Consider the following 25,691-nt stretch of genomic DNA (forward strand, 5'->3'; position numbering starts at 1 on the left):
TATGAAGAAAATTATAGCAGGATTATTCCTTATGGGAGCAAGTCTCGGCTTTACCTCCTGTAACGACTTTCTGGACATGACTCCAACGAACAGCGTGTCGGATAAAGGCGTATGGACTTCTGTGACAACAGCTGAATATGCCGTGAACTATATATATAGTTATGTATATGACGTAGCGGTGGCTCAATGTGTCGCAGGCATGACAGAGTCATTGACCGACCAGATGAAATACGGTTCGTACAATTACAACTCACTTTGCTTCATTCCCAGTGAAATAGCTTACGGCGGAAGCACACTGACCGCCAATTATGTAGACGTATATCTGGGTTACTGGGGCAGCTGGTACACGGCTATCCGCCGCACCAACGAAGGCATATACTCATTGCATAAATACGGAACATTGAGTCAGGAAGACGCTACCCGCCTGGAAGCGGAAATGCGTTTTGTGCGCGGTTATCTCTATTTCGATTTGATGAAGCGCTACAAAGAAGTGATTATTTATGATGAAGACATAACCGCCATCACTGAAAACAAAGCACTCAGCACCGAAGAGGAAGGCTGGAACTTTATTGAAGCCGACCTGAAGTATGCAGCCTCCAACTTACCCAAAAAGGAGAACGCCAACGGACGTGCCAATTGCGGTATGGCCTATGCTTTCCTAACTCGAGCCATGCTTTATGCCGAACGTTGGGATGTAGTGAAAAGTGCCGCTGAGGAGGTTGAAAAGCTGGGCTATGCGCTGGAAGGCAATTATGCCGATGCCTGCATGAAAGACATCAAAGACGGCAACAAAGAAGCTATTTTGCAGTATGCATTCGATATAGCCGCAGACGTCACTCATTCATTTGATTATTATTATACTCCAGGTGGTGACTACACCATGAACGGACAGTCGGGCGGTGGTTATGGAACGCCTACTCAGGAAATGGTTGAGGCCTACGAATATGCAGATGGCAGCGGATTTCCCGACTGGTCGGCATGGCATGCGGAAGGGGTTACCCAGACGCCTCCTTATGAAGATTTGGAACCTCGTTTCCAAGCAACCATCCTTTATAACGGCGCCGCATGGAAAGGGCGTACCATCGAACCCTATATAGGCGGCAACGATGGCTTCTGTATATGGAATAAGGAACAAGAACATAAAGGACGCACCACTACCGGCTATTACCTGCGCAAGTTAGTAGACGAAACTCACGATGTAATTGCGGTGACGGACAGCAAACAACCCAACACGATTATCCGGTATGGAGAAGTGCTGTTGAACAAGGCGGAAGCGTGCTATCGCCTGAACGACGCCGCAGGAGCCAATGCCGCCATCAAGGCCATTCGCGACCGTGTCCATCTGCCTTATTCCAATAAAAGCGGTGACAAACTGTGGGCGGCTATCCGTCAGGAACGCAAGGTGGAACTTGCCTATGAAGGCTTGTGGTATTGGGATTTACGCCGCTGGAAAGATGCAGCCAAGCAATATCCCGAAGGATTGAACGGCTATCAGGTGCACGGCTTGAAAATAGAGAAACAGGCCAACGGAGATTTCACCTACACGTATGTTTCGGTAGATGACAAGGACCGTACATTCCCCGAAAAGATGTATCGCTTCCCACTACCCAGCAATGAATTGAGCAGTAATGCACTGGTGACTCAATATCCCGAATGGAAATAACACTTTAAAAGAGTATCGATTATGAAAAAGATATATTCAATATTATTAGGAGCGGTAGCAGTACTATCTGCATGCCATGAGCCCGAATATGTGTCTCCCACAGCTGAGCGACAAGGGCTGACCAGCCTGACGGCAATCTTCACTTCCGGACCATTCATCAATCAGCCAATGGCAAAGCTGTCGGTAACGGACGAAGCAACAGACCGTTATGTCATTCAAGTACCCTGGTTTTATCCCACAACCTCAGATGATGAAACCACACCTTATATGAACAAGGTGCGTATGCAGGCTGAACTACAGGAGAATTGTTTCATCGAACCGGCTTTGACAATTCTCGACTTGACCCAAGAAAATTATTTCACTTACACCAATGCGCAAGGCGCAAAGCGGAAAATCTGCATCACGGGAGAAAGAGTGAAATCCAATGCGTGTGAATTACTGGCTTTTTCACTGCAAGAACCTGCCATTGCCGGCATCGTTGACAAAGCGAACAAAAAGATTTCCTTGATTTCCGCCGATGATTTGTCCGCATGCCTTGGAGAAGCAGAGATATCGGCTCACGCCACCATCTCACCCGATCCGAGTATCACTCCACTGAATTACAACGAGCCGATTGAATTTACGGTAACGGCTCACAACGGTGTGGACAAGGCTGTCTATACAGTCAAGAAGGAAGTGCCCGCCAAGATTCCTTCCGGATTCAACAAGGAGAGTGTGGAACAGTTGTTCAATTTCGATCCTGTGGCTACACTGGGGATGCCGAACTATACTACTTCCATAGCTCCGTCCATGGCTGCCATTAACAGTCATCTGATTGTTTGCTTGGGAGACGGATCAGCACCGGTTTACCTGAATCGCATTACAGGAGTGAAGATGGGTAACATCAATCTGGGCAGCGCTACCGCAGGAAGCATCACCAGTGATGAAGCCAACCACATGCTCATTGTGAATCATGCAGAACCGGGCACTGCGGTCAACATCTATAAGACCTCCTCGGTAACTGAAGCTCCGGTATTGTTCCATTCGTTCACGAATGATGCAGGATTGCCTATGGGCACCAAGATGAAAGTGATCGGTAATATTGATGAAGACGCTATCATCACAATCTCCAATGAGGGAATAGACGGCGTTACGGCAAGTAGTAAGTTTACAAGCATATTGGTCAGAAGTGGAGCTGTCGCTTCAGTACAAGTGATGGATATTTCGGCCACAGGTATAGCTTGGGGAAGTGCCCCGGTCAATGTAGCCACAGTGGTAGCCGCTTCCACCGATCCGACGGATGGCTGTTTCGAATCGAAGTATGACCCCAGCGATTTCTGCTGGATTAAGGCAGACGGAACCATCGGCGCCCAGTTGCCTTCCGACTTGACAGGCTGGGGACTGAACCCGAACTGTCTGGATTCCAAGCGGTTCAACAACGTGAATTATGTAGCCCTATTTGTTGTCAGCCACTTCCCGCATTGGGGTATGGGACCGCAACTCTATTTGTACAATGTAAATGACAAGACGCAATTGACCGGTAGCGATGTAGCTTCCGCCCCTTGCCTGGTATTGGCCAACCAAAACATTGGATGGTACCAGCAAGCTGATGCCGGCGTTGCATCAGGCGATGTTCTGATTGCTCCTACAGCAGACGGCTTTAAATTCTACTTGTACTATTATGACCATAACAGTGGCGTGATTGGCGCTTATGCTGCCGACTGTATCGCCCAATAATCATTCATAATAAGTGGGTGTGTCGAAAGTACCACGCTGACTTTTGATACACCCCCTTTTCAAAAAAAGGAATCATGAATAAGAACACATTATTAATATCCGTCTTCTCTTTTTGCCTCTTCTGCGGATGTGGCGATGACAATGACGGAATCCCGGAGTGGCCGTGGACAGACCCGACAGAAGAACCTACTCCTCCACCGGAAGAACCGGTTGAAGCGAATCCCACTATTGTTGCAGCCGGATGGACCAATGTAAACGCCGCCTTTGGCAGTCTCCCGGAATATATCAATGTTTATAAGTCTCCGGAGCAGTTACAAGGGAAAAAGGCGGTTGCCTACATCGCCGTTGCCGATATGGCAAAGGGTGGAAAGTTTGAGGTTTTGGGCGACATCGCTTATTGCGATGATAAAAGTATCGCCAACTACGGTGCAGAAACGGTGAATACTCCGGATCAGTTCTATACTACAAGTAAAGCGCCTATCATTATCAATGGCGGACTATTCTTCTATGCCGCAAAATCAGACGATTCGGCTTTCTACGTTTCCCAAAATCTGGTAGCGCGTAGTGGTGAAATTCTGGCTGTCAATCAAACCTATTGGGTAGAAGACTGGAGCAGCGACCCATTGGTGATGTGGTATCCCACCATCGGCACTTTCTGTCAAACAGAAGACGGAACTTGCAAAACGACATGGACCTACTCCACAGGCACAAAACATTATTGCTATTCGGTTCCGGCAGACAATGCCTTGAACAAGGAACCGTTGGAAGTTCCCTCAGCCACCTTCCCCGGAGTTGCTGAAGAATTTAAGGCAGTGAATGCGATAGGCGGTGCAGGAGTATTGTTGAGCAACGGTGAAATCAAAAACACCTGGGCACAAGAACTGTTGGACGTAGCGGCCGATAGCAACCAACCACGCACAGCCATTGCCTACTCAACCGATAAGAAACTGATGTTTTTTGTTTGCGAAGGCCGTGAAAGGACCGAAGGTGTAGCAGGGCTGACGACCGATGAAGTTGCCAATGTACTAAAGTCCTTGGGCTGCACGGAAGCCTTAAATCTTGATGGAGGCGGTTCCAGCTGTATGCTCGTGAACGGAAAAGAAACGATTAAGCCAAGTGGTGGAGAACAACGCGCTGTGCTCACCGGCGTTCGGATGTACTAAGTTACTTCAGTTTCACCAATTAAAAAGGTAGCTTACATAAGGACATAAAAGGAGATACCCCAAATGGTAACTCCATTTACATGCCGAGGTAAAGCTCGTTACATACCGAGGTAAAGTCCGTTACATGCCGAAGTAAAGGTCGTTACAATAGGAGGTAAAGGTCGTTACACCCAGCGGTAAACGCTTTTACATCATGGAGTAAAAGTCTGGTAAATGCATAGCATTGATAATCAGAACACTAATAACAAATTAGAATCAACAGTAATGAAAAGTTTTTTTAGAAATATCACATTCGTTTGTTGCCTGTTGGGGATGACAGCCTGCGGTGATGACAATGATAAAATTCACGAATGGCCATGGGGCAATGAAGAAGAGCCGGCACCCGATCCGGAGGTCACGGTCAAGCCCCGCTATGTATGGATAGACGCCGCCGGAAACTTTGAGCAATACGCCAACAGCCAGGACAACATCAAAGCTGATTTGGCAAAGGTGAAGGAAGCCGGATTTACAGATGTGATAGTCGATGTACGTCCTACGACGGGAGATGTGCTTTTTAAGTCAACAGCGGCAGATGCCCTGACTAAAATCGATGTATGGAGCAGCACCGGATATATTTGGGCTGAACGCACTGCCACATGGGACTATCTGCAAACTTTCATTGACGAAGGCCACAAACTGGGCTTGAAAGTAAATGCTTCCATCAATACCTTTGTAGGTGGTTATCTTTGCCCCTATGGTCTGGGTTCTATCGGTATGCTTTACAAAGACAGTTCGAAGAAGAAGTGGGCCACAGTGCTCAACACCGCAAACGGGTTGGTCAACTCGATGGATCTGCAGAACGACGAAAAAGATTATGGCGCCAAGTTTCTGAACCCTGCCAACAATCAGGTACAGGAATTTATACTCCAGATATTATCAGACCTGGCTAAATATGATTTGGACGGCATCGTCCTCGACCGTTGCCGCTATGATGATTACCAACTGATGAGCGACTTCTCTGATGAGAGCCGCACCCAATTCGAAGTGTTTGTCGGAGAAAGTGTGGCGAATTACCCTGCCGATATCTTGCCTGCCGGTGCCAAAGAAGGTACTTATACCACAAAATGGTACAAGCGATGGCTGGCTTTCCGTGCAAAAACCATACATGATTTCATGGTGAAGGCACGCAATAAGGTGAAATCCGTAAATAAGGACATCCGCTTTGGCGCCTATGTCGGTGCATGGTATTCCAGCTATTACTGTTCCGGCGTGAATTGGGCAAGTCCCAAATACGACCCTTCGATCAATAATCCCGGTTGGGCTTCTACCGATTACAAGGATTATGGCTATGCCGATCATTTGGACTTCATCTTTCTTGGCGCCTATGCCGCTGCCGACAAGATATATGGTTCGGGAGAGTGGACCATGGAAGGATTCTGCAAACAGGGACGCAACCTGCTGCAAGGCGATGTTCCCTTTGCGGGAGGTCCCGACATAGGCAATAGTTCCGGCTGGACGGATGGCGGCCAGTCAGCAAAGATTCCCAATGCCATTGATGCCTGCATCAACAACAGTGACGGCTTCTTTGTATTCGACATCTGCCATATCCGGATGTACAACTATTGGCAGGCATTCAAGACAGGCATTGACGCCTACCTGAAGTCCGTAGAAAAGAAATAATCCCTTATGATTTTTATTAACTTACCCCCTCGGAAAAGCTATCTTGAAGCGAATCAATAACTGACGGATAGCTTTTCTTTATAAAGACCAAATAAGAATGAAAAAGTTTTTTTTGCTGCAATTATTGTTGTTGTCAGGCCTCTGTCTGAAAGCCCAGACAATTCCTATAAAAGACTTGCAAGGAAGAGTGACTTGTGGAAACAAAGGCGTGCAAGGAGTCATCGTGACGGATGGCACGGACTGCGTGCAGACCGATGCCCAAGGCATTTATCACCTTGAGGCGAAACGTAATGTACGGTTCGTGTATCTCACTACGCCGGCAGGCTACCTCGTCCCCTGCCAAGAAAAGACCATTCCACTGTTCTTCCAACAAGTAGACCCTACCCAACCGAAAAAAGAATATAACTTTGAATTAGTGAAGAATCCGGAAAATGACATCAGTCATCTCTTCACTGTACAAGCTGACGCACAAGTCACTTCCGAGAAAGACGTAAAGGAATATGGAAAATATCTGAAAGACATGAATTCCTATCTTGCCGCTTACCGTGGCAAACGGGACCTATTCAGCATCGACTGCGGTGACATTGTGGGCGACTCTCCCCAATTGTTCCCATCTTATATCCAGACTGTGAGTTCACTGGACCTCCCCGTTTTCCGTGCCATCGGCAACCATGACATGACCTATGGCGGACGTACGTTCGAATACTCCTACCATACGTTCGAACAATATTTTGGTCCCGTTTACTATTCTTTCAATAAAGGCAAGGCGCATTACATTGTGCTGAATAACTGCTTTTACGTGAACCGTGATTATCAATATATAGGCTACATCGATGAACGCACTTTCACTTGGTTAGAGCAAGACTTGGCATTTGTGCCGAAAGGTAGTCCCGTCTTTGTGGTGGTCCACATCCCTACTAGCCTCACCCCCAAGCTGAAATGGAATACCTTGCTGCAAGATGAAACCAGCAATGCTTCCGGACTGTATGACTTACTGAAAGGCTATAACGCCCACATCATTTCCGGACATACTCACTTCAACTTGAACATCTGCTTCAACGACAGCCTGATGGAGCATAATACGGCAGCCGTTTGCGGCATTTGGTGGAAAGCGGACATCTGCATGGACGGCACTCCTTCCGGTTACGGCGTTTATGAAGTAAACGGTACGGACGTAAAGTGGTTCTATAAAAGTGCAGGCCATTCCGCGGACTATCAGTTCCGTGTTTACCCCGCAGGCTCTGACGAGGAATACCCATCGGACATTATTGCCAATGTATGGAATTGGGATGACTTGTGGAAAGTGGAATGGTATGAAAATGGCAAACGTATGGGCGAAATGACTCATTACACAGGATATGATCCGGAAGCAAAAGCCATCTGTGCAGACAAAAAACGGGTGGAGTACGACTGGATCAGTCCCATCCAAACGGAACACATCTTCCGCGCCACCCCGAAAAATGCAAAGGCACATATCGAAGTCAGAGTGACCGACCGCTTCGGACGTATATATAAACAATCCTTAAAACAAGAATAACCATGAGAAAAGTAATGAAACAACTGATACTTGCCGCCCTCTGTCTGACAAGCGGCCTGCTCGCATCTTGCGGACAGAAACAACCGACCCATAAGGCCGTAAACGCCAAACCCGCCTTGATGTGGTTTGATGCGGAAGCCAATTTTGCCCGTTTTAGCCACAAAGACTCTATCGACTTTTACCTGAAGAAAATCAAGTCACTTGGATTCACACATGCCGTGGTGGATGTGCGCCCCATCACCGGCGAAGTGCTGTTCGCAAGCCAATACGCTCCCCGCATGGAAGAGTGGAAAGGTGCCCGACGCGGAGATTTCGATTATCTGGGTTACTTCATAGAGCAAGGACACAAACTCGGACTGGAAATCCACGCTTCACTCAACATTTTCTGTGCGGGACACAACTACTTCGACCGTGGCATGGTGTACAGCGGACATCCGGAATGGGCCTCCGTGGTCTATAATCCCGAACGCGGGCTAATCCCCATTACCGAAGAGAAAGATAAATATGGCGCCATGATCAATCCGTTGAATGAAGAATATCGTGAACACATCCTGAACGTACTGAAGGAACTGGTAGGCAAATATCCCGCACTGGACGGGCTGATGCTGGACCGCGTGCGTTACGATGGCATCAGTGCTGACTTCTCCGACCTATCCCGTCGAGAGTTCGAAAAGTATATCCATGCAAAGGTGGAGCGTTTCCCCGAAGACATTTTAAGTTGGAGAAAGGAAGCCGGCAAGCGTCCCGTACCCGAATATGGCAAGTGGGCAAAGAAATGGTTTGAGTGGCGCACCAAGAACATCACCGATTTCATGGCATTGATGCGCAAGGAGGTGAAGGCTGTGAACCCGAAAATATCTTTCGGTACGTACACAGGCGCATGGTATCCGTCGTACTTTGAAGTAGGCGTGAACTTTGCCAGCCGCGAATATGACCCCAGCCGGGATTTTGACTGGGCCACACCGGAGTACATGAACTATGGATATGCCGAACTGATTGACTTATATGCCACCGGTAATTATTATACCGACATCACCATCGAAGAATATAAGAAGAACTACAACGTCATCTGGAATGAGACGGACAGCCAGGCACAACAAGGCACTTGGTATTGCGTGGAAGGTTCATGTCAGCACTTACGCCGGATATTGAAGGAAAATCAGTTCATGGGCGGTATCCTGGTAGACCAGTTCTATGACCATCCGGAAAAGCTGACCGCTACCATTGCCGAGAATCTGAAAGATGCGGACGGACTGATGGTATTCGACATCGTTCACATTATCACCAAGAACTTATGGAAAGAGGTAGAAGCCGGCATGAAACAAGGAGGCAACCTGCCACAAGAGGATCAATAGGTTATCAATATAAAATCAGTTAGTAGAATGAACAGTTTCAACAATCAGCCCAAATCATCAATGCGTAGAGCCTCATCGCTCGACGCATTGCGTGGTTATGCCATTCTGACGATGGTACTTTCCGCTACTATCGTCTATGGCATATTACCCGCATGGATGTATCACATGCAGGAGCCTCCTCCCGCTCATGTCTTCCAGCCAGAACTGTCCGGACTCACTTGGGTGGACTTAGTGTTTCCCTTTTTTCTTTTCGCCATGGGAGCGGCATTCCCTTTCTCCATACGCAAACGCTTTGAAAAGGGAGAAAGCCGTTGGAAGCTGGTTTATGAAGCCCTGAAACGAGGGGTACAATTGACTTTCTTCGCCATTTTCATCCAGCATTTTTATCCTTATATGCTGAGCAATCCACAGGATGAGTCGGCATGGCTGTTAGCCATAGCTTGCTTTGCGATACTTTTTCCCATGTTTATGCGAATCCCGCTGCCGCTGCCGGGATGGGCTCATACCACCATCAAACTGGCAGCCTATGGGATAGCGGTGGGGATGATGGCATTCACCGATTATGCAGCCGAAGAACATTTCAGCCTCTTCACCAGCAATATCATTATCTTATTGTTGGCTAACATGGCTATATTCGGCTCTATCATTTATTTGTTTACGATGCGCAACTGGCTGGCGCGGATTGCACTACTTGCAGCGTTGGCAGGCATAGTGCTCAGTGCGCAAACCGAGGGTTCGTGGGTACAGACACTTTACACATACTCGCCACTGCCGTGGATGTATCGTTTTGAATATCTGCGTTATCTCTTCATTGTATTACCAGGAAGCATGGCCGGTGATCTTTTGTTGAAATGGATGAACCATTCTGCTAAGAGTTCTGATATAGATAAAGAAGTAGAAACTCCCCGCCGGGTGGCTTACGGAGTGCTGGCTATTTCGGTCTCCATTATATTCATTTGTCTAATAGGGCTTTATAACCGTTGGTCGTTCTTGACATTCGCTTTGTCGGCACTGTTGTTGATAATCGGCTGGTGGCTAGTGCGTAAGCGGCAAGGCAGCGGTGTGCTGTGGCGCGAACTGTTTCTGTTGGGAGCGGCATTACTGCTTGTCGGTCTCTGTTTTGAGCCCTTCCAGGGGGGCATCAAAAAGGATGGTCCTACATTCGGTTATCTCTTTGTCACAGCCGGACTGGGGTGCATGGCACTCATAGCCTTTCATGTGATATGCGACTATTTGCATTGTCGGCGAGGTACTTCCTTCCTCGTGATGTCCGGTCAAAATCCCATGATTGCATACGTAGCATGCGACTTGCTCATCTATCCCCTATTCAATCTGCTCGGAATCACAAAATGGTTCGGTGTATTCCACCTCAATTCATGGATGGGCTTTCTGCAAGGCATATTACTGACTGCGCTTGCTCTGTTGGTGACTATGTTCTTTACAAAAATCAAGTGCTTCTGGAGGACTTGATTTCTACAAGGAAAGTTATCTTTGTGCATTTGTAATTAGTTGCATACCTACAAAATAGAATGTATTAAAGTAAAAAAAACAGTAGAATCATGAAGAAACATTATTTAATATGGCTCGTATCCATAGCGATTTTATGCTGTACGCCGGAAGCGAAAAGTGCAGAAAAAGCTATAAAAGCCAATGACACAGCTGTAAGGTATACAGGACGCACCCAAATACAACCTGATGGTTCGGTCACTTTTGATTGGGTTGGGACTTACCTGGAAACCCGGTTTACAGGCGGTGCGCTTTCCTTAAAGATAACAGAGACGGGAACGAGTTATTACAATGTCTTTGTAGATGGCACACTGCACCGGGTGGTAAAGGTTTGCGGCACTGATACACTGATAAACTTTGTTTCGGGCGTAAACCGGAAGATGCACAGCCTCCGCATACAGAAGCGTACGGAAGGAGAGTTTGGCAATACAACCATCCATCAATTCTTGTTGGCCTCTTCGGGGGATTTGCAGGAAGAGCCTAAAGTGCGTACACGCCACATTGAGTTCATCGGTAACTCTTTGACGTGTGGATATGGTGCCGAAGGTAAGAACCGTGACGAGCCGTTCAGACTGGAAACAGAGAACTGCAACCTCTCCTTCTCCACCATCACAGCCCGTTACTTTGATGCAGATTACAGCCTGCTGGCTCATTCGGGAAAAGGCGCTGTACGCAACTATGGAGACTCGGTACGCGTATCAGCCGTCACCATGAAAAACAAAATGCTTCAGACTTTCGACGAAGGCTCTACCCAACAATGGAACTTCACCGATTATCATCCCGACTTGGTTGTCATCAATTTGGGAACCAATGACTTTTCTCTTGAACCCCAGCCTTATAAAAGTGAATTTATTGAGTCGTATACACAGATGCTGAAACAGTTGCGCCAACACTACGGCAATATACCGATTCTTTGCATCTATTGTTGTACCGTCCCTGCACCGGTCTATTCTTTCTATGAAGCCGCCGTGGATGCAATGAACGATCCGAACATATTTCTATTGAAGATGAAAAATGACTTGCTTAATGACACTACCGATTTGGGTGCAGTCTGGCATCCTAATTACAACGGTCATCGCAAGATGGCAATGAATATCATTCCTTATATTTCGACCATCATGGGATGGGAGCTTTCGAGAAAAACTATTGAATGAAAACTCCTCTATTTAAATACTACATTATGAAAAACTTATTGATTCCCATCATCGCATGTATATTGACAGCATGCAGCAACGAGCAACAAGTTTCTTATTCAGTGATCCCTTTGCCGCAAGAAATCAGTCTGAACCAAAACCAGCCGTTCCGACTGAATGACAAAGTTGTTGTGGTCTATCCTGAAAATAATTCTTTATTAGAACGCAATGCGAGATTCTTGTCCGAATACGTCAGTCATTCCACCGGCTATACATTAAAACTGAAAACTCTGTCTCACCAAGAAAAGGATATAGAGAATACCATCATCCTGGCATTAAATCCGGAAATAGACAACAAAGAAGGATATATTATTTCAGTTACTCCCAAGAATATCCGAATAGAAGGGCAAACAGAAAACGGTGTATTTTACGGCATCCAGACCTTACGGAAGTCCATTCCTGCAATAACCCGTGAAGGCGTAATCCTAATGCCTGCCGGTACGGTGAAAGACGAACCGCACTTTGGATATCGTGCCATGCACTTCGACGTAGCCCGCCACTTCTTCCCCATCGAATTTGTCAAGAAATACATCGATTTATTGGCGTTACACAACATGAATACTCTCCATTGGCATTTGACTGACGACCAAGGCTGGCGCATCGAGATCAAAAAGTATCCCAAACTGACGGAAGTAGGTTCCATGCGCAATCGCACCGTTGCGGGCTATGCCGGAAGTGGGAAATACGACCAGACGAGTCATGGCGGTTATTACACACAGGAGCAACTGAAAGATATAGTAGAATATGCCAAAGAACGTTACATCAACATAATCCCGGAAGTGGACCTTCCAGGACACATGTTGGCAGCCTTAGCTGCCTATCCGGAACTCGGATGTACAGGCGGACCTTACGAAGTATGTCCTGACTGGGGTGTTTTTGAAGATGTATTGTGTGTTGGCAATGAGCAAACAATGCTATTCTTGGAAGACGTGATGACGGAATTGATAAATATCTTCCCTTCCCAGTATATCCATATCGGTGGAGATGAAACGCCTCGTACACGTTGGGAGAAATGCCCTAAATGTCAGGCACGCATCAAAGCCGAAGGTCTGAAAGCTGATAAGGAACATAGTGCAGAAGACCGCTTGCAGAGTTATTGCATGAAGCGCATTGAGAACTTTCTGAACGCTAAAGGCAGGCAGATTATCGGATGGGATGAGATTCTGGAAGGCGACATAGCTCAGAATGCTACGGTCATGTCCTGGCGAGGCTCAGCCGGAGGCATCAAAGCTGCACAAATGGGACACAATGTCATCATGGCTCCCAATACTCACTGCTACTTTGACTTTTATCAGACTGATGATACAAAGGAGGAACCACTGTCCATCGGGGGCTACCTACCGGTAGAAAAAGTCTATAGCCTGAATCCTACCGAATCGCTCACTGAAGAGCAAGCCGAACACATATTGGGTGTACAAGCCAATCTCTGGACTGAATATATCCTGACCACCGATCAGGTGGAATATATGATACTGCCCCGTATGGCCGCTCTATCAGAAGTGCAGTGGACACAACCGGAAAAGAAGGACTACAGAAGTTTCACGACGCGCGTCATCAACCTACTTGCTATGTATCAGAGAGATGGACTGAATTACGCAAAACACCTTTTTGACATCAAAGCGGATTTCAAGGCAGACACGGCAAAGAAAGCTATGATTATCACCCTGTCGACTATAGATAATGCACCCATCTACTACACTCTGGACGGAAACGAACCTACCACAGCATCACAAAAGTATGCAGGTCCTATTCCCATCCATTCTTCTATAGATTTCCGCGCGATAGCTATCCGTCAAGGAAGCGAAGGGAAAATGGTAACAAAGCAAATCTCTTTTAGCAAAGCTACATTGGCTCCCATTGTGCTAACGACTACGCAACCGGCTCCTAATTATACATTCGGAGGAGCAACCACCTTGGTAGATGGTATAGCAGGCAATGAAAACTTTTCCACTGGTGCCTGGTTGGGCTTCCTGGGAAAAGACGTGACAGCTATCATCGACTTAGGACAGCCGATGGATATTAAGCAATTAGATGTGAATGCCATGACTTATATGGATGCCTGGATTATGGGAATTATCCGATTGGATATTTCCGTATCTGATGACAGCAAGGAATTTGTAGAAGTGGCAAGCAAAGAATTCATATCAGAAACAGACATCAAAAAAAGAAATATCGAGAAATACTCTGTTACCTTTAAGCCGGTGAGTGCCCGTTATGTGAAGATGGTTGCCCAAGGTAGTGCAGCCTTGCCCAAAGGGCACGTTGGCGAAGGGAAAATGCCATATCTGTTTATGGACGAAATCCAGATTGAATAAAAAAAGTATACTATGACGAGGAATTATCATAACTTTATGGTTTTCTTTCTTCTCCTATTTTGTTCGGGAGAAAGTGCGGCACACAACGGTTCGCCGGTGAAACCTATCACAGGAACATGGATAAATCTGGCTTATCAGGATGTGCGCAACCAATATACCAATCCCCCATACATTGACAACACCGACCCGTACTTATGGGAGGCAAAAGTGGAAGAACTGGCGCAGATGGGTATGGAGTATCTGGTATTCATGGCTGTGGCCAATGAGGAAAAGTCTTTTTATCCATCCAAACTAATGCAATGGGCTTTTCCTGCGAACCGAAAAAGCCCGGTAGATGCCATTATGGATGCAGCCGCCAAGCGGAATATGAAGGTATTTATGAGTACAGGTTGGGCTAAAGACCAGGACGATAATCTGCGTGATCCCGCAATCAAACAACGGCAATTGGAGATGATAAAGGAACTTGCCGGTTTATACGGCAAACATCCGGCTCTGTATGGATGGTATCTGCCGGTAGAAGACTGTCTGTGTCCGTTATTGTCGGATCATGCAGTGACAGCCGTCAATGCTCTGACAGAGCAAATCCATACTTTGACTCCCGGTAAGAAGATATTGATTTCCCCCTACGGTATCTTCAACTCCGATTTTGCCAATCCTGAATATGAGAAGCAGTTAGCTAAATTGAAGGTCGATATTATTGCTTATCAAGATGAAGTGGGCTGTGTACGCGAGAGATTTCCTTTAGTCCGTTTAAAAGAGAATTGGAAGAAATTACGCACCATACACGATGCACTGCATATTGCAATGTGGGCAAATTGTGAAACTTTTACTTGGGAAAAGGCTGCAAACGACCGTACTTCAGCCTTGATTCCTGCAGCATACTCCCGCCTGCTTTCCCAGCAGGCAGCCGCATCAGTAGCCGGAGTAGAACAAATCATTTCTTTCATGTTCTGTGGTATCATCGAAAGTCCAGAATCTCCCTATCAATTAGGACAACCGATGTGGTCTAACTATACTTATAGAGATTATATGGCATGGAAAAAGGGAAACCGATACTGGAAACTGTTAGAGGCTTCCTTCCTGAACAGATTGGCTAATACTACAAACTTTGCGAAAGTTTCAGGCGCAGGAGCATCATCTCCATTACTATTAGACGGCGCAGTGGGTGAAGAAAATATGGCAGATGCCCATTGGACAGTATTTAAGAAAGGATTTCATGAACTAATTATTGATTTACAGAAAGAAACGGCCGTACATGATATTCTATTGCGTATGCTGAACTATCGCTCCGCTGATATTGGACTTCCGACAAAAATTCATTTATCAACATCACAAGACGGGAACACCTATCATCTATTGTCTACAAAAGAGATTTCCCCCTTTCCTAATAGTAATCATGACGCTTGGATTGAGGGAGTTTTTTGGGAAAAGTTGAATATTAAAAAGCGTTTTCTGAAAATCACCTTCGATGCAAGTAGCCAAGTTTATATAGACGAGATATTTATTAATCCATCAGTTGTTCAATAACTTTTCTCTTCGTATCTAAAAATAGTAAACAATGCGTGTAGTGCTCCACACGCATTGTTTACTATTTTTACGATTTCATCCAATAACGCTCAATTTCTTCTAAGGACTTTCCGGTAGTCTCAGGAACTAGTTTCCAAACAATTAACATATATGGTACACACATTACTGCAAATAAAATAAATGTTCCTGCAGGTGTAAGATTCTGGAGCATCCAAGGAGTTAACTGTCCAATCAGATAAGTGCCAATCCATAATGAGAATCCTGCTATAGACATAGCCAATCCACGTACACGAGTCGGGTACATTTCGGAAAGCAAAACAAATACAACAGCACATATTGACACAGCACAACAGAAAACATAGAAAAGGAAAAATATCAATAGGAAGATACTGGAAATTCCCCAAAATTCACCACAGATAAAGTAAAAAGCAATCAGTATCAAGGAAACAACCATGCCGGATACACCGTAATAGACTAACTTCTTACGGCCTACCTTGTCAATAATCGCAAGAGCCAGAACAGTAGTCAGCATATTCACCAGTCCCACCAGCACCTGATAGAACAAAGAATCGCCTCCAGACAAACCAGCATTCTCAAAAATAGAAGGACCATAATACAACACGGCATTAACTCCCATAAACTGCCCCAACATGGCAATACATACGCCTATAATAATAGCTTTCCTGATACCGGGTTGCAGCAAGAGTCTCCATTCTGATTTAGACTCGGAAGATATCACTGACTTAGTTTCAGCCAATTGGAACAAAGACTCCTCTGGGGAAACATAGATTCTTTCAAGAATATCAGTAGCCTTTTTTTCTCTTCCCTTCAATATCAGCCAGCGAGGACTCTCCGGTATGAAAAAAATTATAATGAAAAACAAAATTGCAGGCAATGTCTCCATACCCAACATTCCTCTCCATACCTCCGTCACAAATACTAAATTCCACCATCCAGCGGCAACTCCGGAATGGCTTGAAGAGTAATCTAAGAGCTGGTAATTAACAAGATAAGCGCCTAAAAAACCTATTGTAACCGCTAACTGATATAAGGAAACCAAACGTCCACGGTACTGCGCCACAGCTACTTCTGAAATATAAAGCGGAGAAATGATAGAAACGACTCCTATACCCACGCCACCTATAATACGATAAACGACCAGCTGGTTAAAATCCACACACAAGGCACAGCCAATAGCAGATGTGGAAAACAAAATAGCTGAAAGAATCATAGTAGATTTCCGTCCAAACTTATCACTCAAAATACCGGCAAAAAGTACTCCGATGATAGAGCCGATCAAAGCACATCCTACATACCATCCTTGCTGTAGAGCATCCAACCGAAACAGTTCCGTTACCTGAGAAATGGTACCGGAAATAACAGCTGTGTCATATCCGAACAGAAAACCACCCAAAGCCGCTACTACTGAAAGGAAAAACAAATAACCTAAATTAATTGTAGACTTCATTCTATTCTATATTAATAAACATACTATTTTTATGAGACACGGCAAATATAGATATATTTATTAAATAAACAATATATAATAATTATTTTTATTTTCAAAATAACAAATTCCTTATCACTTAATTAAATATGGATATATTATACGCTAATATAAAGGGAAAAATGAAAGATATACAAAGAGATAGAAAAACAGCAAAGGGAATTAACAACACTCAAAAAAATAACTTAGTACATAACTATCGGTTTATCTCTCCGTTTAGTAGCGAACTATCATTAATTTTTTTCTCCTATTGGGAAAAAATATTTCTCTAATAGGAAAAATAAAAAGCCATATATACTAAGTTATTTTTTAAGCGTTACTTGACGAGAATAGCACAATAATTTTTCAATCAATCTAAAATAAAATACGATATCCCATTTTTTATATAAAGGTTGATATTAATAAATTTATTAAGTATATTTGCAAGAAATAATGAAATAAGCAAAGATACATGTATCAGCAATTCCTAAAAGAAATAGAAATGGGGTCTAAAAATGCCCTCATTAAAAAGAGAATTATTACCTATTATATATATAATGGTAGTTCTACAATCCCCGATCTATCAAAAGAGTTGGATTTAAGTATCCCCACAGTTACAAAACTAATTAGTGAAATGTTTGATGAAGGTTATATCAATGATTACGGGAAGTTGGAGACAAGCGGAGGACGCCATCCACATTTATATGGGTTAAATCCTCAATCCGGTTACTTTATTGGAGTAGATATAAAAAAATTCTCCATCAATATCGGATTAATCAACTTCAAAGGAGATATGGTGGAGCTCAAAATGGATATCCCATATAATTTCGAAAACTCCTTAGAAGGAATGAACGAACTTTGCAACCTAATTCTCGGTTTCATTAAGAAGCTTGCAATCGATACAGAAAAGATATTGAATATCAATGTCAATGTATCAGGCCGGGTAAATCCTGAATCCGGATATAGTTTCAGCCAATTCAATTTTGAGGAACGGCCGCTCGCAGATGTATTAAGCGAAAGGCTTGGCTATCCTGTAACTATCGATAATGACACCCGCGCCATGACTTATGGAGAGTATATGCAGGGATGTGTAAAAGGAGAAAAAGATATTATTTTTGTAAATGTCAGTTGGGGATTAGGTATCGGAATTATTATCGACGGGAAAATCTATACGGGAAAATCAGGCTTCTCAGGAGAATTCGGACATGTAAATGCTTTCGAGAATGAGATTATTTGCCATTGCGGTAAAAAAGGCTGTCTGGAAACAGAAGCGTCGGGTTCTGCACTACACCGCACGTTATTAGAACGTATCAAAACGGGAGAAAACTCCATCCTTTCCAGTCGGGCGACAATGGCAACTCCCCTTACCTTAGATGAGATTATAGCAGCCGTCAACAAAGAAGACCTGCTCTGTATTGAAATCGTAGAAGAAATAGGGCAGAAACTGGGCAAACAAATTGCAGGACTCATAAACATCTTTAATCCCGAATTGGTCATCATTGGAGGAACGCTTTCTCTAACCGGAGATTATATTACCCAACCCATAAAAACAGCAGTACGAAAATATTCGCTGAATCTTGTTAACAAGGACTCGGCAATTACCACCTCTAAATTAAAAGATAAAGCTGGTATTGTAGGCGCATGTATGTTGGCAAGAAGCCGAATGTTTGAAGGTACTAATTAGACCTCCAACATTCGTTTCATATATACAGCCGCACCTTCCAAGTCTGAAGGTGCAGGCGCCCACAGCGCAATATCTTCAGGCGGAAGTGGCCGGTAAGGACCGGATTTTATTTCAAAAATAACAGTCCCCGGCTCCAAAGCAATAATACTGTGCCAAGTACCGGAAGGAATTTCCAATCCGTAAATTCCAGCAGAGGGATTCAGGCTAACCTTCTCCGTTACATTACCCAAATCATCATAAAAGAATGCCAACAGGCTTCCACGTAACACGACATAAGTTTCTTCCTTATCCGTATGACGATGAGGCGGAAGATAAGTCCCCGGCTCCAATGCATTAAGCAGGCGATGGATAGGTGCATCCAATGATTCATGAAAATTATAATTCATGCGTAGGCGAGGATTTCCCTGCGCCTCACGAGTCACGCTATCCAGCAGTTCTTCTGAAATCAACTTCATCACTATTTCAACAATTGAGCAAATTTACCAGGAAGATTTGCCTTATCCGATACTATAGAAAGTTCTTTACCGTCAGCATTCACTAAGAAAGCCGCTTTTTGAGAAGCTACAACAGAAGCCATTTCTTTCAAATCTCCTTCTACAAAAACACAACCGGAGAAAAAAGGAACAATGATTTCCTTTGTTTTCCCATTCCAGTTTACATAAATTGTCTGCATAGGACAATAGGTCTTATATCCGGCAACAGCCAAATGCCGCATCAATTTACGTTCTAATCTTGGTGCTGTGTACAAAACATACCAGCTACGCGAATTTTCATCCATCATCATATCGTTGTTTGCTTTTTCCATCCTTTTAATAAATCTTTCACGAACAAAATCCAACCTACACTACCCACACCAGCCAGGAAAACAAAGCCAATAAGAATCATCGGCTTGCTTGGCTTAGACGGACGCAAAGGAACCGTTGCAGGTTGCACGACAGTATAGACCGGAGTAATCTCCTGCACCTTAGCCTTTGCCATCTGCAATTGCTGGGCAACTTGGGTATATACATTATATGCCAAATTCATCTCATTCTGCAAACGCTCTTGTTCGGCGCGGTAACTTAACAAAATAATATTTTGATTGGCATCTACAAAAGATGCATATTTTCCTTGAGCTTCCGTATAATTATTTTTAGCCTCAATATATAACTTCTCTGTAAAAGCTAAATCATGACGAGCCTTGTTTGTACGGTATTCAGTGATATAGTTCTGTAAACGGCACATGACTGTGTCGGTCAGTGATGCGGAAATTAAAGGATCTTGCATGGTCACCGTCAAAGTGGTAACCCCGGTCTTCTTATCAACAGAAACTGCAATACGCTTACTCAATGCTTCTGCAATGTTGGCTTCATCTTTAGTCAGCCTAAAAAGATCCAGTACTCCGCTACCTTCTGCTTCATCATCTTTAAACAAAGAGATAGTCCAGCCCAAAACTTTAAAAGGGGCTGAAACAATAGCACTCCACCAAGGGGCACGCTGATGTTCGTCCAAGTAGGCATATAAAGTGGTATCTATCTTTTCTTTATCATCTTTGACTTTCACATCAAACAATTCGGTAAGGAACGGAGTAGAACTCACAATATCCGGATAAAGATCGGGATACAGGGCATCTTCACCAACAGAAGATCCCATGTTAATTCCAGCCATAGCAGCCAATGCTCCCATACTACCTCCGGTAGATTTCCCGGTACTCTCCGGTGCCAACGTCACGCTGGTAGAATATTCCCTGGGGATACTAAATGCAACAATCAGTCCGACCAATACAGCATATCCACACGCTTTAAAAACCAATTTACGCTCTGCCCAAACTTTCTTGGCAAGTTCAATCAAATCAATTTCCTGCTCCTCCGGTTGCTGAGGAAGTGTATTCAGTTTGTTTTCTTCACTCATAATCAAATTACTTAAAAGCGTTAGCTAAAGTTGCCACCATTGCCGCAATAGTAGCAGTTGTACTACTGATACCCAGAATTTCAGCCATTGCCATATGTTTCTTTTCAGCCTTGCTGGGAACAATAATCTCACAGCCAGGTTCTATAGCACTGGAATTTCTCGCTTTCAAACGAGACACTGTACCATTCATATAAACCACATAAACCTTCTTTTTCTTAGCCATGTTACCATAGCCACCCGCTTGATTTATGTAGAACTTCAGATTCTTTCCTCGCTGATACACCACAGTGTTAGGATACATAACCGAACCACTGATTTTTACAGTATTGATATATTCAGGAATATACAAAACATCACCTTCACGCAAAACTAAGTCAAAATCAGACTTTGGATTAGCCAAAGCTTTCTCCAAATCAATACCTACTGCATAGGTTTCTGACTGATTTAATTTTTGTATTGAAATGGAGTCTTTACCTTCACCATTCCGAGCCATACGTATCGCATCATTCTGACGACGTCTTTCTTCATCTGACAACTTACGAATTAATCGCGCTCCTTTCACATAAGCATCCGGAGTTACACCACCAGCTTTGCTTACCAAATCAGACAATCGTTCATTTTTCTTCAGTAAGGAATAACTACCGGAGAAGAGCACTTCACCTGCAACAGTTACATTCTGCTGTCTACGGTAAGCCGGACTTCTACGAATATAAACAGCATCAAACGGTTCCAAATAGAAATTCTCTGAATTTCCTCCAACCACTAAACCGTCTTTTATATCAAAAGTATATGTTTTCCCTAAAACACTACTAAATGAAGTACTCTTTGGATCTTTAATACGACGGGTAATTTCAACTCTTGTAGTCGCAGCTTCTTCCAGCAAACCACCAGCCTGAACAAGCAAGTCTTCAATAGTCATATTCTTAGAGAAAAGGAAAGTACCAGGATTAGCGACCTCGCCATAAATGGCAACAGTTTCTTCCTCTTTCAAATCGTTGATACTCGGTACATACAGAATATCATTTTTCTGCAAAGGAATGTCAGCAACCGTACCTTTCAACAATCCACCCAAATCAATAGCAATGATTTCATGAGACAAGTCTTCATGCTCACGGTCAATCATTACTCTATTAAGGAAAGCGTCTCCACGTAATCCCTCAGCTTTCTTTATTAATTGCTTTACGGTGTTCACTGTACCATCCAGCTGATATAATCCGGCACGATAAACAGCACCTCTCACTTCTACACGATTTTCAAAACGATCAAGTACAGCATCTATCGTAATCATATCTCCGTCATCCAAACGGAAAACAGAGTAATCCATTTCATCTACATTGTAAACCTGATGTTCACGTCCGCTCTTACGCACAAGACGAATAGCTTTTTTATAGGCATCACCAGTAAATCCACCTGCATATTCCAATATAGTAGAAACAGTTTCCGTAGGTTTCATTTCATAGAACATCGGTCTCTTTACTTTACCGACAATCTCAACCAAAGACTGGTAAGGATCTACAATAATAACGTCGCCTTCCTGAAGACGTATATCATCTTTCATCTTGCCTTTCATTATATAATCGTAAACATCCAGGTCTGCAAAAGTTTTACCATTACGCACAACCTTAATACTACGTAAGCTACCAATACGGTTCACACCACCGGCACGATACAAAGCATGAAATACAGTGGAAAATGCAGATAAAGTATAAGTTCCCGGTACAGAAACTTCACCCATGATATTGATCTGTATCGTACGGATATCACCCAATGTTAATTTTATCTGAGAGTTGGGATCTGTTCCTGAAATTCCTGAATAAATTTTAGAGAATTCTCTCTGCAAGAAAGAGTTTGCTTCTTTTACAGTCATACCACTCAGATGGACTGGTCCCAAACCACGAACCAAAATAGTTCCTTCTGGAGAAATTGTCTGACGAATTGTATTTTCAGAAGCGCCCCAGATATCAATAATAACTTCATCACCAGGGCCTAAATGATAATTAACCGGAGTAGCAAGATTGGCACTCGGTTCAAAAGACAGATTCCGGTTAGTAAACAGACTATGACCATAAATATTGCTTCCGGGAGCCTCCGGAGTAGCTTGGGCATCACGTTTTAAATCGATAATTTCTTTCTGTTCTTCCAATTCAGCTTCTTCATAGGAAGTACCTCTGACGGCCTTACCATCTGTCATTAAAGAGGTGCGTTCTCGAAGTTGTGAGGGTTTGTTTTCGACTCCATCCGCTGCTGTACTATGCTCTGCATATTTTTTTTGTATACGGGCAACCTGTTCTTTAGTTACCCCCCTACGCAACAACTCAGTAGTCATCTGTTTTTGTGATTTACCAGACCTCTGTGCCTCTTTCACATATTGAACTACCTGATCATCCGACATTTGCTGAGCCATAACACCCCCCGCCAAGATGAAAATTGAAAAGAATAGTGCTAATAATCTACGCATAAGATATTTGATTAATCTTTAAAATTCCTACATTAAATATAAATCGGGCACAAAGGTAACACATTATTTCATAACACCCATTTATTTTACATCGAAATTTCGGAAAAAGAATTAAAAACGCAATCTATTCGTTCAGACCATCATACAAGAATCAACAGAATTTGAGATTATTTTTTTCATTTTGTTAATTATTGCCTCAGAATTCTGCATGCAATTATTTTCCGTTAATGCATTAATCTGCTCACAAACGGCATTGTAATCTATAAAACGCTCCCTACTTTTCTTTATTTTTTCATAACATGTAGGCAGAATATCTTCTGCCGCATCATCTTCAAATACATAGACTCCGCCATTTTCTCCCAAATTTCCTATTTCCAATATCAACTGACAAGCTTCCGGCATAGTCATCAGACTGCGAGGTGCATCAGGATATACATCACCAAAGCGTATGACCATTAATTTAGTAAAACAATTTTCCGGTATTACTTTATGAGATATCCCCTGCACATACATTTCTGCTAAACACTTACTATAGCCCATAGCATAGGTAGGAGACAATGCATAATTCGTAGAAATCATCATACATTTACAAGCCTTATACTTCACGGACAAATCTGCAATATTCTTCGTTCCCAAAACATTCACCTGAATAGCTTCATTAGGATAATCTTCAAGCATAGAGATATCTTTATAGGCTGCGGCATGAAACACTAACTGCGGCATATACTGCTCAAAAATAGCCTCCATACGACTATGGTTCGCAACGTCCGCCACCAATACCCGCACTTCTATATTTTTCCAATGATCGGACAATTCCAATTGAACATCATACAAAGGGGATTCCGCCTGGTCAACCAATATCAGCTGATATGGATTTAATGCCGCCAACTGACGAACTATTTCCCGACCTACCGTCCCTGCAGCTCCGGTTATCAATATCCGATGCCCCTCAACATAAGCCGCCACCCTACGGATATCAATATGAATCGGCTCACGACGAAGCCAGTCTTCAATATGAAGATCCTTTATAATTCCATCACTCAAACAATCACTCAAAGGAGGTACGGTCATCACATTGACACCTTCCGCCAACATCCGTCCCATCACACCGGACAACTCCAAATTCGCCATCACTTCCGGTGACACAATAATCGTACACACATTTTTCTTTCTCAAATGTTCAAATAACGTATTATCATTGGCATACACTCTGCATCCCATTGTATGTTTACCTATCATCCACGGTTCATCGGAAATAAAACCACATACACGGTAATGATTGTTCCTGCTTACCCGCATGGACTTAGCAATATTCACTCCGGTCCCCCGAAAACCATAGATAAACACATTCACGCAATGCCTATTATCAAAAGACAAAGTCTCATGCAGCATTTTCACCAAAATGCGCAAGCCTACCATGAACGTAAAATTAAGAATATATGCAATGAAAATAATCCCATTGGGCAGCGTTTCTCCCAGTCCCAAAGCCGACCAGCAAAAGTTGCCAATCCCCAGCATCCCATAGCTTATTGTAAGAGATATAAACACCCTGTAAATATCCACAAACGAGGAAAAGCGAATAACTCCAACATAAGTGTGGAAGACAGAAAAGAAACACAGATTACAAAATAAAGAGAAAAAAATCATCCACACATACAATGACATTTTATATACTATAGCTGATACTCCCAGTTGGAGAATACATGCTAAAAGCATAGAAATCATCACCAAACAAATATCAATAGCCAAAATTGTCCATTTGGATGCAATGCGGGATGAGAAATTTTTATAATAAATCTTTAGATTCATAATTATTGTCAGATTTTAGATTGACAAAAGCATTTGCAAAGATGTATTTTTTATATCGATAAAACAATTATTTCAAAAGAAAAAATGACAGAATAAATAGAAGAAGCAAGATCAGGAAATATTTTTTCAAAAAAAGTTTCTTTTCTTTTCGTAGTTTCAAAGAAAACTGTAAATTTGCACCCCGTAAACGAAAAGTTACTGCCGCTATAGCTCAGTTGGTAGAGCAACGCATTCGTAACGCGTAGGTCGCCAGTTCAAGTCTGGCTAGCGGCTCATTAAAGACTGATATTTAAGCAACTGAATATCAGTCTTTTTTCATCTCTTCAAATAGCCTAAAGCTATTAAAAAAAACGGGTCAGTCCGAAAACCCTGTGGGTATGTTAAATTTACGCTGTCAGTTTGCATAATCTAAAAATAAAGAATGGTATATCTCCGACTCCCCTAAACTGTGTTCTGAACGCTTTAATTTTTGCATTGAATGATTCTGCAAATGCATTCGTTTCCCTGTTAACGAAATAGTTTAGTATTGTTTCATAATAGTGGGTCAGTCCGAAAACCCTGTGGGTATGTTAAATTTACGCTGTCAGTTTGCATAATCTAAAAATAAAGAATGGTATATCTCCGACTCCCCTAAACTGTGTTCTGAACGCTTTAATTTTTGCATTGAATGATTCTGCAAATGCATTCGTTTCCCTGTTAACGAAATAGTTTAGTATTGTTTCATAATAGT

General features: G+C 43.4%; 17 protein-coding genes, 1 tRNA gene and 2 pseudogenes. 12 read left to right on the plus strand and 8 right to left on the minus strand.

What is annotated here, in order from left to right; all coding sequences use genetic code 11:
* Position 1 precedes the first annotated feature (1 nt).
* The 10 genes and pseudogenes from BUC01_RS19520 to BUC01_RS19565 all read left to right on the plus strand — a co-directional run bounded on the left by BUC01_RS19520 (position 2) and on the right by BUC01_RS19565 (position 15,634).
* Positions 2-1,663, plus strand: a complete 1,662-nt coding sequence (locus tag BUC01_RS19520; protein WP_025833976.1) for a RagB/SusD family nutrient uptake outer membrane protein — start codon at positions 2-4, stop codon at positions 1,661-1,663.
* 21 nt (positions 1,664-1,684) lie between these two features.
* On the plus strand, positions 1,685-3,379 hold the full coding sequence (locus BUC01_RS19525) for a DUF5018 domain-containing protein (RefSeq protein WP_073314581.1): 1,695 nt from the start codon (positions 1,685-1,687) through the stop codon (positions 3,377-3,379).
* A 74-nt stretch (positions 3,380-3,453) separates the two neighbouring features.
* On the plus strand, positions 3,454-4,542 hold the full coding sequence (locus BUC01_RS19530) for a phosphodiester glycosidase family protein (protein WP_034524606.1): 1,089 nt from the start codon (positions 3,454-3,456) through the stop codon (positions 4,540-4,542).
* Positions 4,543-4,806: 264 nt separating this feature from the next.
* Positions 4,807-6,201, plus strand: coding sequence for an alpha amylase family protein (locus tag BUC01_RS19535; RefSeq protein ID WP_025833973.1), 1,395 nt, complete (start codon positions 4,807-4,809; stop codon positions 6,199-6,201).
* A gap of 97 nt (positions 6,202-6,298) precedes the next feature.
* Positions 6,299-7,738, plus strand: coding sequence for a calcineurin-like phosphoesterase C-terminal domain-containing protein (locus BUC01_RS19540; protein WP_025833971.1), 1,440 nt, complete (start codon positions 6,299-6,301; stop codon positions 7,736-7,738).
* A gap of 104 nt (positions 7,739-7,842) precedes the next feature.
* Positions 7,843-9,093, plus strand: a pseudogene (locus BUC01_RS19545) (alpha amylase family protein); the annotation flags it as partial.
* Between the two features lie 27 nt (positions 9,094-9,120).
* Positions 9,121-10,563, plus strand: a complete 1,443-nt coding sequence (locus BUC01_RS19550; protein WP_083595478.1) for a DUF5009 domain-containing protein — start codon at positions 9,121-9,123, stop codon at positions 10,561-10,563.
* A gap of 89 nt (positions 10,564-10,652) precedes the next feature.
* A complete protein-coding gene (locus tag BUC01_RS19555; protein WP_025833968.1) occupies positions 10,653-11,753 on the plus strand; it encodes an SGNH/GDSL hydrolase family protein in 1,101 nt (366 codons plus the stop codon).
* A gap of 26 nt (positions 11,754-11,779) precedes the next feature.
* Positions 11,780-14,107, plus strand: a complete 2,328-nt coding sequence (locus BUC01_RS19560; RefSeq protein WP_073314591.1) for a glycoside hydrolase family 20 protein — start codon at positions 11,780-11,782, stop codon at positions 14,105-14,107.
* Between the two features lie 12 nt (positions 14,108-14,119).
* Positions 14,120-15,634 carry a DUF4434 domain-containing protein gene (locus BUC01_RS19565; RefSeq protein ID WP_081795837.1) on the plus strand — a complete coding sequence of 505 codons (1,515 nt, stop codon included), beginning with the start codon at positions 14,120-14,122 and terminating at the stop codon, positions 15,632-15,634.
* Between the two features lie 67 nt (positions 15,635-15,701).
* On the opposite strand, the gene BUC01_RS19570 is transcribed toward BUC01_RS19565, so the two are convergent.
* Complete coding sequence (locus BUC01_RS19570) at positions 15,702-17,102, minus strand: sugar porter family MFS transporter (RefSeq protein ID WP_034524605.1); 1,401 nt, start codon at positions 17,100-17,102, stop codon at positions 15,702-15,704.
* A 490-nt stretch (positions 17,103-17,592) separates the two neighbouring features.
* On the opposite strand from BUC01_RS19570, the gene BUC01_RS19580 reads away from it, so the two are divergent.
* Positions 17,593-18,804, plus strand: coding sequence for an ROK family transcriptional regulator (locus BUC01_RS19580; protein ID WP_025835858.1), 1,212 nt, complete (start codon positions 17,593-17,595; stop codon positions 18,802-18,804).
* Here the strand turns inward: BUC01_RS19580 and BUC01_RS19585 are convergent.
* The 5 genes from BUC01_RS19585 to BUC01_RS19605 all read right to left on the minus strand — a co-directional run bounded on the left by BUC01_RS19585 (position 18,801) and on the right by BUC01_RS19605 (position 24,961).
* A complete protein-coding gene (locus BUC01_RS19585; protein WP_025835859.1) occupies positions 18,801-19,259 on the minus strand; it encodes a WbuC family cupin fold metalloprotein in 459 nt (152 codons plus the stop codon). The genes BUC01_RS19580 and BUC01_RS19585 overlap by 4 nt on opposite strands.
* 2 nt (positions 19,260-19,261) lie before the next feature.
* The gene (locus BUC01_RS19590) at positions 19,262-19,609 is read right to left on the minus strand and encodes a UpxY family transcription antiterminator (RefSeq protein ID WP_025835860.1); all 348 of its coding nucleotides are present in this window, start codon (positions 19,607-19,609) and stop codon (positions 19,262-19,264) included.
* Positions 19,585-20,694, minus strand: a complete 1,110-nt coding sequence (locus BUC01_RS19595; RefSeq protein ID WP_025835861.1) for a Wzz/FepE/Etk N-terminal domain-containing protein — start codon at positions 20,692-20,694, stop codon at positions 19,585-19,587. The genes BUC01_RS19590 and BUC01_RS19595 overlap by 25 nt, the downstream gene beginning before the upstream one ends.
* A 7-nt stretch (positions 20,695-20,701) precedes the next feature.
* Positions 20,702-23,152 carry an SLBB domain-containing protein gene (locus BUC01_RS19600; RefSeq protein ID WP_073314587.1) on the minus strand — a complete coding sequence of 817 codons (2,451 nt, stop codon included), beginning with the start codon at positions 23,150-23,152 and terminating at the stop codon, positions 20,702-20,704.
* Between the two features lie 132 nt (positions 23,153-23,284).
* Positions 23,285-24,961, minus strand: a complete 1,677-nt coding sequence (locus BUC01_RS19605) for a polysaccharide biosynthesis protein (protein ID WP_025835863.1) — start codon at positions 24,959-24,961, stop codon at positions 23,285-23,287.
* Between the two features lie 200 nt (positions 24,962-25,161).
* Between BUC01_RS19605 and BUC01_RS19610 the strand changes: the two genes are divergently transcribed.
* A tRNA-Thr gene (locus tag BUC01_RS19610) sits at positions 25,162-25,234 on the plus strand.
* A gap of 113 nt (positions 25,235-25,347) precedes the next feature.
* On the opposite strand, the pseudogene BUC01_RS19615 reads toward BUC01_RS19610, so the two are convergent.
* Together BUC01_RS19615 and BUC01_RS19620 are read right to left on the minus strand one after the other, a co-directional pair.
* Positions 25,348-25,500: pseudogene (locus BUC01_RS19615) on the minus strand (transposase); the annotation flags it as partial.
* A 36-nt stretch (positions 25,501-25,536) separates the two neighbouring features.
* The coding region (locus BUC01_RS19620) for a transposase (protein ID WP_073314595.1) at positions 25,537-25,691 on the minus strand (155 nt) is incomplete at its 5' end.

Origin of the sequence: Bacteroides stercorirosoris (assembly GCF_900142015.1) — a bacterium.
Lineage (GTDB): Bacteria > Bacteroidota > Bacteroidia > Bacteroidales > Bacteroidaceae > Bacteroides > Bacteroides stercorirosoris.

Excerpts from the sequence above, each read along its gene's own strand:
- BUC01_RS19570 (WP_034524605.1), bottom strand. The coding sequence starts at position 17,102 with ATGAAGTCTACAATTAATTTAGGTTATTTGTTTTTCCTTTCAGTAGTA.
- BUC01_RS19605 (WP_025835863.1), bottom strand. The coding sequence starts at position 24,961 with ATGAATCTAAAGATTTATTATAAAAATTTCTCATCCCGCATTGCATCC.
- BUC01_RS19520 (WP_025833976.1), top strand. The coding sequence starts at position 2 with ATGAAGAAAATTATAGCAGGATTATTCCTTATGGGAGCAAGTCTCGGC.
- BUC01_RS19550 (WP_083595478.1), top strand. The coding sequence starts at position 9,121 with ATGAACAGTTTCAACAATCAGCCCAAATCATCAATGCGTAGAGCCTCA.
- BUC01_RS19585 (WP_025835859.1), bottom strand. The coding sequence starts at position 19,259 with ATGAAGTTGATTTCAGAAGAACTGCTGGATAGCGTGACTCGTGAGGCG.
- BUC01_RS19600 (WP_073314587.1), bottom strand. The coding sequence starts at position 23,152 with ATGCGTAGATTATTAGCACTATTCTTTTCAATTTTCATCTTGGCGGGG.
- BUC01_RS19530 (WP_034524606.1), top strand. The coding sequence starts at position 3,454 with ATGAATAAGAACACATTATTAATATCCGTCTTCTCTTTTTGCCTCTTC.
- BUC01_RS19560 (WP_073314591.1), top strand. The coding sequence starts at position 11,780 with ATGAAAAACTTATTGATTCCCATCATCGCATGTATATTGACAGCATGC.
- BUC01_RS19590 (WP_025835860.1), bottom strand. The coding sequence starts at position 19,609 with ATGGAAAAAGCAAACAACGATATGATGATGGATGAAAATTCGCGTAGC.
- BUC01_RS19580 (WP_025835858.1), top strand. The coding sequence starts at position 17,593 with ATGTATCAGCAATTCCTAAAAGAAATAGAAATGGGGTCTAAAAATGCC.
- BUC01_RS19525 (WP_073314581.1), top strand. The coding sequence starts at position 1,685 with ATGAAAAAGATATATTCAATATTATTAGGAGCGGTAGCAGTACTATCT.
- BUC01_RS19540 (WP_025833971.1), top strand. The coding sequence starts at position 6,299 with ATGAAAAAGTTTTTTTTGCTGCAATTATTGTTGTTGTCAGGCCTCTGT.
- BUC01_RS19555 (WP_025833968.1), top strand. The coding sequence starts at position 10,653 with ATGAAGAAACATTATTTAATATGGCTCGTATCCATAGCGATTTTATGC.
- BUC01_RS19535 (WP_025833973.1), top strand. The coding sequence starts at position 4,807 with ATGAAAAGTTTTTTTAGAAATATCACATTCGTTTGTTGCCTGTTGGGG.
- BUC01_RS19595 (WP_025835861.1), bottom strand. The coding sequence starts at position 20,694 with ATGAGTGAAGAAAACAAACTGAATACACTTCCTCAGCAACCGGAGGAG.
- BUC01_RS19565 (WP_081795837.1), top strand. The coding sequence starts at position 14,120 with ATGACGAGGAATTATCATAACTTTATGGTTTTCTTTCTTCTCCTATTT.